General features: G+C 69.1%; 3 protein-coding genes and 2 pseudogenes (1 of these 5 cut by a window edge). 3 read left to right on the forward strand and 2 right to left on the reverse strand.

What is annotated here, in order from left to right; all coding sequences use genetic code 11:
- Positions 1-614 (reverse strand): annotated as a pseudogene (locus K789_RS0110375) (TetR/AcrR family transcriptional regulator) (it extends 193 nt beyond the left edge of the window).
- A 62-nt stretch (positions 615-676) separates the two neighbouring features.
- Between K789_RS0110375 and K789_RS0110380 the strand changes: the two are divergent.
- From K789_RS0110380 to K789_RS0110390, 3 genes and pseudogenes are all read left to right on the forward strand, one after another.
- Positions 677-2,095 carry an acetyl-CoA C-acetyltransferase gene (locus tag K789_RS0110380; protein WP_024366699.1) on the forward strand — a complete coding sequence of 473 codons (1,419 nt, stop codon included), beginning with the start codon at positions 677-679 and terminating at the stop codon, positions 2,093-2,095.
- 9 nt (positions 2,096-2,104) lie between these two features.
- Positions 2,105-3,462, forward strand: a pseudogene (locus tag K789_RS22830) (3-oxoacyl-ACP reductase).
- Positions 3,459-4,373, forward strand: a complete 915-nt coding sequence (locus K789_RS0110390) for a MaoC family dehydratase (protein WP_024366700.1) — start codon at positions 3,459-3,461, stop codon at positions 4,371-4,373. The pseudogene K789_RS22830 and the gene K789_RS0110390 overlap by 4 nt, the downstream one beginning before the upstream one ends.
- A gap of 96 nt (positions 4,374-4,469) precedes the next feature.
- Here the strand turns inward: K789_RS0110390 and K789_RS0110395 are convergent, their stop codons facing one another.
- Positions 4,470-5,606: an aromatic acid exporter family protein gene (locus K789_RS0110395; RefSeq protein ID WP_084507428.1), complete on the reverse strand. Its 1,137-nt coding sequence runs from the start codon at positions 5,604-5,606 to the stop codon at positions 4,470-4,472.
- Between the last annotated feature and the right edge of the window lie 127 nt (positions 5,607-5,733).

The following is a 5,733-nucleotide window of genomic DNA, read 5'->3' on the forward strand; positions in this document are numbered from 1 at the left end:
CTGGCGAGCCATTGTTCGCCGGCGTTCCGGACCAGGCCGATCGCAGCGTTCGGCCAGTATCCGATGGCGGCATCCCGTCCGGCGGAGTCGGCAAGGTGGTTGCGCATGGGCCGGGCGATCATGTCGCTGATCGCCGCGAAGAAATGGCCCAGGGCACCGGCGGTGGCGATACTGCCCCCGGCGGCCTCCGCCTCGCCGGGCGTGTAGCGCGTGACGAAGGTGTAGACATTGGGGCTGGTCTCCGCCATCTGCAGGTAGGCGGAGACCATGGCGAACAGTCCCTCGCGGGGAGTCTGCGCGCTTTGGGCGGCTTCCTGGATGCGCCGCTGCATCTGGCTCAGCACAACTTCACCCACGGCCTGCTGCAGCCCGGCCTTGTCCCCGAAGTAGCGGTAGAACACGGACTTGGACGTCCCTGCTGCGGCGGCTATGTCCTCCATCGACGCATCACTGCCGAGGCGGTGGACGGCCTTGCGGGCTGATTTGATCAGCTCCCGGCGGCGCTCTTCACGATGCGACTGCCAGCGCGAGGCGCGCCCGTCCACGCTGCCGGCGCCGGCCGCCGGGAAGCCGCCGGCGCTGCTGCCGGGAAGATCAGGCTGGGGGAAGTTCACGATACCCAGCGTATCAGGTACGCTGGGTATCGGTAACCCGCTTTGATCAAAGGAGACAGCCCATGTCCGTCAACGGACGGTCCGCACCCGGACCAAAGCAATCGACCACCGCAGCGGCTGCGCCAGCAGAAAACGCAGCCGTAGATGCAAAAGAAAACGCGGCCGCCACCGGATCCGGAGCGCCGCAGCTCCGCAAAGCGGTTATCGTGGGCGGCAACCGCATTCCCTTTGCCCGGACCGGGGGCGCCTACACCAAGTCCTCCAACCAGGACATGCTGACCGCGGCCCTCGACGGGCTCATCGCCCGGTTCGGCCTGCAGGACGAACGCATCGGCGAGGTTGCCGCCGGCGCCGTGCTCAAGCACTCCCGTGACTTCAACCTGACGCGTGAAGCCGTGCTCGGCTCCGCACTTTCCGCGGAGACCCCGGCCTATGACCTGCAGCAGGCCTGCGCCACCGGGCTGGAAACGGTCCTGGGCCTGGCCAACAAGATCAAACTGGGCCAGATCGACTCAGGCATTGCCGGCGGCGTCGACTCCGCCTCGGACGCCCCCATCGCCGTGAGCGAGGGGCTGCGCGAGGTGCTCCTTGACCTCAACCGCGCCAAGACGCTGCCGCAGCGGCTCCAGGTCCTCAGCCGTCTGCGGCCCAAGGACCTCGCCCCGGACGCTCCCAACACGGGTGAACCGCGCACCGGCCTGTCCATGGGCGAGCACCAGGCGCTCACCACCGCGCAGTGGAAGATCACCCGGGAAGCGCAGGACGAACTGGCTTTCAACAGCCACCGCAACCTCGCTGCGGCCTACGACGCCGGCTTCTTCGATGACCTGCTCACTCCGTACCGCGGCCTCACCCGGGACTCCAACCTGCGCGCCGACACCAGCCTGGAGAAACTGGCCACGCTCAAGCCAGTCTTCGGCAGAAACCTGGGTGCCGCGGCGACCATGACCGCCGGCAACTCCACTCCGCTCACCGACGGCGCCTCCACCGTGCTGCTCGCCGCCGAGGAGTGGGCCGACGCCCATGACCTGCCCAAGCTGGCCACCGTCGTCGACGGCGAGGCCGCGGCAGTCGACTTCGTGCACGGCAAGGACGGCCTCCTCATGGCGCCGGCTTTCGCTGTGCCGCGCCTGCTGGCCCGCAACGGACTCAGCCTCGACGACATCGACTTCTTCGAAATCCACGAGGCCTTCGCCGGTACCGTGCTCAGCACCCTGGCCGCCTGGGAGGACGAGGACTTCGGCCGCACCCGCCTGGGACTGGACGGGGCCTTCGGCAGCATCGACCGGTCAAAGCTCAACGTCAACGGTTCCTCCCTCGCAGCCGGCCACCCCTTCGCTGCCACCGGCGGACGCATTGTCGCCTCGCTCGCGAAAATGCTGCACGCCACGGGCCACGTCAACGGCCGCCCGGCCCGCGGACTCATTTCCATCTGCGCCGCCGGCGGCCAGGGCGTCGTCGCCATTCTTGAAGCCCACTAGGGGGATGCCATGACTGACAAATACACCGCACTGGTGAGCCGGGGACTCGGCCGGGACATCGCCAGGAAGCTCGGGCTGCCCCAGCCGGTCGTGCTCCGGCGCCACAAGCCAGGCCAGCCGCTGGTGAGCGGGCCCGTCCTGGTCCAGGGTGCCGGCAGCGGCGCCGATGAGCTGGCCGCGGCCCTGCTGTCCTGGAACCTCGACGTGCGCCGCCATGCGGTGCCCAAGGAGAAGCTCGGCGCCATCATCCTCGTCCTGGATGAGCTGTCCCGCCCGGAGGACCTGGAAAAACCGGTCCTCACCGCGGCCACCTCGCTCCGGGACCTGGCCCCGAACTCCCGCGTCATCACCGTCTCCCGCGCGGCGGCGGACGCTGCAAATCCGGACAGCGCCGACCCGGCCGTCGCGNGGCCGCCCGTCAGGGTGTGGACGGGCTCCTGCGCTCGCTCGCGAAAGAGCTCCGTGCCGGTGCCACAGCCAACGGCATCCTGCTCTCCGACGGCGCCGGAACCACCAGCCCCAGCACCCTCGGCGCACTCCGGTTCTTCCTTTCCGGCCGGTCCGCGTTCATCGACGGGCAGTTCCTCACCGTGAGCTCCACCGAGGGGCAGCTGCCGGCCGACGCCGGGAAGCCCCTGGCGGGCAAAGTCGCCGTCGTGACCGGAGCGGCACGCGGAATCGGCGCTGCGATCGCACGCACCCTCCACCGGGACGGCGCCACGGTGGTCGTTGTCGACATCCCGGCAGCCGGGGACCACCTCGCGACGGTGGCCAACGAGGTGCACGGCACGGCCTTGCAGCTGGATATCAGCCGCGAGGACGCCGGGCAGCGGATCATCGACCACGCCGTGGAACGCCACGGCCGCCTGGACATCGTGATCCACAACGCCGGCATCACCCGCGACAAGCTGCTGGCCAACATGGACCAGGGCCGCTGGAACTCCGTCATCGCGGTCAACATCGCCGCGCAGTTGCGGATTAACTCGGCCCTGCTGGCCTCGGAGCATTTCCGCAACTCGCCGCGGATTGTCTCCGTCGCCTCCACCAGCGGGATTGCCGGCAACCGCGGCCAGACCAACTATGCCGCCTCGAAGGGCGGCGTGATGGGCATGGTCCGGGCCACGGCTCCGCTGATCGGCACGCACGGCGGCTCCATCAACGCCGTCGCTCCCGGCTTCATCGAAACGGAGATGACCGCGAGGATCCCCTTCGCCACCCGCGAGGTCGCCCGCAGGCTGAACTCCCTCCAGCAGGGCGGCCAGCCGGGCGACGTCGCCGAGGCCATCGCGTTCCTGGCCAGTGACGCGGCCGGGGGCATCTCCGGCGAGGTCCTGCGTGTCTGCGGGCAGAACCTGGTGGGAGCATGACCCCATCACAGCCCGTCATCCTGGGGGAGATGCCGTCGCTGTCGAAACTGTATGTCAACGCGGCGGCCACCGCCGCTCGCCGCCGGGTCCTGGGCACCCATGCCGGCGCCGGACTCCCGGAAACACGGCATGAGGTCCGCGGCGTCAACGCGGCGGTCGAAAACCTCACGGCATACCAGCATCTGATCGGCGAGACCGCGAGCGATGTCCTGCCCGCCGGGTTCATCCATGCGCTGGCGTTCCCACTGGCCATGAGCGTGATGAACCGGGATGATTTCCCGCTCCCGCTGCTGGGCATGATCCATCTGGAAAACCGTGTGGTGCAATCCGCGCCCCTGCGTTTCAGCGAAGCCCTGGACATCCGGGCGTGGGCGGAGAACCTGCGCGGGCACCGGTCCGGCACCCAGCTGGACCTCGTCACTGAGGTGCGGCGCCCGGGGGAGGCCGCTGTCAGCTGGCGGGGCGTCTCCAGTTACCTGGCGAAAGGCGTGTTCCTGCCCGGAATCGACAAGCCCACAGCCGCTCCGGTTCCGGCGGGTTTTTCCGCGCCGGATCCGACCGCGCTGTGGCAGCTGGGCGTGGACACGGGGCGCGCCTACGCCGCCGTGTCGGGCGACTTCAACCCGATCCACCTGAGCGTCCTCTCGGCCAAGGCCCTGGGCCTGCGCCGGTCGATAGCGCACGGCATGTATCTGGCATCGAGGGCCCTGGCGGACGTGGGTGCCGCCAAGGGCGATGCTTTCAGCTGGGATGTGGCCTTCGAGGCGCCGGTGTTCCTGCCGGCCCGCGTGGCCCTGGACATCAGTACGGTCAAGGACGCTGACGGGGCGTGGCAGCGCTCGGACTATGTCGCCTGGAACTCGCGTTCAGGGCGCAAGCACTTCAGCGGATCGGTGGCCGCACTCCAGTAGTGCCGGCAGCAAGAGGCGACGGCGGTTTCCGCCCCGGAGACGGGCGGACACCGCCGTCGCTGTTGGATACGTAGCCGTGTCATTCGTCCGTGGGAATTACAGCTGGGTCCGGCCCGCGGAGGACTTCGCCACGCGCAGCATCCGGTGCAGGCTCAGCAGGATCGATTCGACGGCGCTGGGAGCGTCGGTTGCGGTTTCCTCGGCACCGACGCGTGCCGTCAGGGCCTTGACAGCGGCGTCGGCTGCTTCGCTCAGCTCCAACTGCCGGTCCGGGCTCTCCTCCTGGAGTGAGCGCAGGACGTCGCCCACGGCGGACATGACGTCGGCGAGCGGGGCGGCGTATTCATCGGGCACCACAAAGGGGGTGTCCTTGGCCCAGATGACATCCGAGAGCACCTGGGTCACATCCTGGACGTGGAAGGTCACCCGTTCCAGGTCGCGCAGGTTGCGGTAGTCCAGGTCGATGTCCCGCGGATGGAGCCTGCGGCGCGGGTTCGCGCGCCGGCTGGCGTCAGCCTTCTCCACGGCCAGGCGCACGGAGCGGGCGGACGCTGCGAGCGCGTCGGACCGCCTGGACCAGTCTTCGTGTTCCGGCGGCCAGCCTTCCTTCAGCGCCTTGGCCATGTCCCAGAGCTGCTGGGCGAGGGCCAGGCGCAGTTCGGCGATGCTGAGCTCGGCGGCGCGGAAGTGCAGCGGCGGAAAGACCAGCAGATTCACAAGGATGCCCACCGTGACTCCGGCACCCATCTGGAGGAGATAGCCGAAGGAGAACTGGTCAGGGTTGTGGCCGCCCACCAGCAGGACCAGCAGTGCCGCCGTCGGGATCCAGTCCCGGCCGGCGCCGATTTTCGGGAGTCCGGCCAGGATCACGCCGAAGGCCATCACAACGCCGACCGTCAGCGGCGTCGGACTGCCGAGGATGAACAGCACAAAGGCCAGCCCCACCCCAATCGCCAGCCCCGCAAGCGTCTGCACACCCTGCCGCATCGACCCAGCAACATTCTCGTACATCGCCACCAGGGCGCCCAGCGGCGCGTAATAAGGGTAGTCGGCCGCGGAGCCCGGCATGAACGGGGCGATCGCGAACGCAATTCCCGCGGCCAGTCCGGCCTTCATCGCCAGCTGCAGCCGTGGCCAGAGCAGCGCCGACGTGACGTTGCCGGCCACGGTCCGCCAAAACCGCCGAAACAGTGACGGGCCCCCGGTGTGTGTTGCCTCGTCTGTAGTAGTCATCCCGGCTCACCCTAGGGCGGGGATGTTGCTGCGACAAGTGGACGAACCCCTGCCGGGCACCGCCCGGTTCAGACCGCCCCGTGCCCCGGAGCCACTTCTTCCCCGGCCCGGACCGGGCCCGGCGGTG

The organism is Arthrobacter sp. TB 26 (assembly GCF_000427315.1).
Classification (GTDB): Bacteria; Actinomycetota; Actinomycetes; order Actinomycetales; family Micrococcaceae; genus Arthrobacter.

Bases quoted from the DNA above. Each gene is read 5' to 3' on its own strand.
- K789_RS0110380 (WP_024366699.1), top strand. From the start codon at position 677: ATGTCCGTCAACGGACGGTCCGCACCCGGACCAAAGCAATCGACCACC.
- K789_RS0110390 (WP_024366700.1), top strand. From the start codon at position 3,459: ATGACCCCATCACAGCCCGTCATCCTGGGGGAGATGCCGTCGCTGTCG.
- K789_RS0110395 (WP_084507428.1), bottom strand. From the start codon at position 5,606: ATGACTACTACAGACGAGGCAACACACACCGGGGGCCCGTCACTGTTT.